The sequence below is a fragment of the Kitasatospora sp. NPDC048662 genome, assembly GCF_055587065.1.
Genome location: NZ_JBVJHA010000033.1, coordinates 1 through 1,566 on the forward strand (window position 1 = coordinate 1; position 1,566 = coordinate 1,566).

Sequence of the window (1,566 nt, forward strand, 5' to 3'; positions counted from 1 at the left end):
ACGTCGGCCTACTCGATGACCATCACGGGATCATTCGGGAAGGTACGCCCTCCGCGCTCCTCCCGGAACCGATCCACAGGTATCGAGCATTGCTCGACCTCGGCAGCTGTCAGCTCCCAGCCCGTAGGCCAGAAGATCAAGTCGCTTACATAGCCGGTCGGACAGCCAAGGGCCCTGCCCAACGCCGTCAGTACGCCGTACGCCTCGGCATCGTCGGCGTAGTCCGCATCCATGATCTTCTGCACCAGCGCAACGGCCTTTGCGCGAGCCATCACCGTCACAGCTGCCCCTTCCGGAAGAGGGCCAGCCTGGACAGTCACGTGATCGGCCGGACAGCTCCTACAGGAGTTGGGAGTTGTGCGGCCGGTCATTGGTCGGTGCGTACGGTCGGCGGTGGTTGTCTGCGCGGTCCCGCAATGCGTTCGTCGTGGACCTCGGGCCGTGTCTCGGCCAGGCCGACGAGGGGCTGCCGCTCATCCTGGTTGGCGCGGTCCGCCGGGCTTCCGTGCTCGACCTGAACACGAGTGGCCGGTCCGGGATCACTGCCCGGATCCCCGTGGAGGTCCCGGGAAGGAGCAGGCCTCGTTTGTCGGGGTCATGGGCGGACGTGTCTGTGGCCGAGTGACGGGCCGGGGAATCCGGGTGGGGGCCGTGGTGTGCTCGAAGGTTGGTGTTGCCTGGAGTGGGATCGGCGGGCAGGTGCACTCGCGGCAACAACGGCTCTGCCGGCGCCCGCTGCGCGTCAGTCGGTGGCACACCGGACCGGTGGACCATGCAGGCCGGGACGCTGGGGCGGGGAGGCGTCGGCGGGGTGGGCAAGTAGGTGCTGCAGTACTCGATCGGCGGTGGTGATCTCGTTGCGGGGTGGGTGGCGGGTATGGCGGCGGCTGCGGTCCTGTCGGCCGGATCGGGGGTCGGCAACGGGCGTCCTCGGTCAGCTTTCAGAAGCTCTGCGTGGTCATGAGGCCGGAGCTTGGCAGGCTGGTCCGGCGCCGGTGGGGGGAGGGGGAGGTTCGGCCGTGCTGGGTCGGGCGGTTGAGGAGTCAGTAGAGTCGGCTGACCACGGACGTCGGCGTGCCGGGAGGGACCCGGGCCGTTGGGCGTTCAGGAGGGTGTTCGCGATGCCGCAGATTTTGATTGACCACTCGCCGGGCCTGGACTTCGATGCGACGGCGTTTGCGAAGGAGGTTCACCAGCTGATTCCCGAGGTGATCGACACGGCCACCGCCGATTGCAAGACGCTGGTGCGGCCGGCGGTTTCGCATCTGGTCGGTGACGGGGCGTTGGGGGAGGCGGTGGTGCTGGTGGAGATCAAGATCCTGGCCGGGCGCAGTGCCGAGGTGCGCAGTGAGTTGTCCGTGCGGGTCACTGATCTGCTGCGGTCGTACGTCCGGGTGCCGGCCGCGTTCGGTGTCGAGGTGAGTGAACTGGACCGGGAGACCTACGTGTTCGTTCATCACGCCGGGCACTGAGTGGCTGTTGTCTTTCCGGGCTTGAGAGCTGCGTTTCCGCTGTTCAGGCATAGGGTCGGTGGTCTCGGGGAGTGGTGGCGTGTCATGTTGTCGC

Annotated in this window: 2 protein-coding genes; one reads left to right on the forward strand and one right to left on the reverse strand. The window is 67.3% G+C overall.

The genetic code is table 11. From position 1 onward, the window contains the following. Positions 1-8: 8 nt before the first annotated feature. A complete protein-coding gene (locus ACZ6R9_RS33770) occupies positions 9-272 on the reverse strand; it encodes an e9imm peptide (RefSeq protein ID WP_465542604.1) in 264 nt (87 codons plus the stop codon). Between the two features lie 849 nt (positions 273-1,121). On the opposite strand from ACZ6R9_RS33770, the gene ACZ6R9_RS33775 reads away from it, so the two are divergent. Then, positions 1,122-1,472, forward strand: a complete 351-nt coding sequence (locus ACZ6R9_RS33775; protein WP_465542603.1) for a 5-carboxymethyl-2-hydroxymuconate Delta-isomerase — start codon at positions 1,122-1,124, stop codon at positions 1,470-1,472. The last annotated feature ends 94 nt before the right edge of the window (positions 1,473-1,566 follow it).

Coding starts and splice junctions, on each gene's coding strand:
- ACZ6R9_RS33770 (WP_465542604.1), bottom strand. CDS start 272: ATGGCTCGCGCAAAGGCCGTTGCGCTGGTGCAGAAGATCATGGATGCG.
- ACZ6R9_RS33775 (WP_465542603.1), top strand. CDS start 1,122: ATGCCGCAGATTTTGATTGACCACTCGCCGGGCCTGGACTTCGATGCG.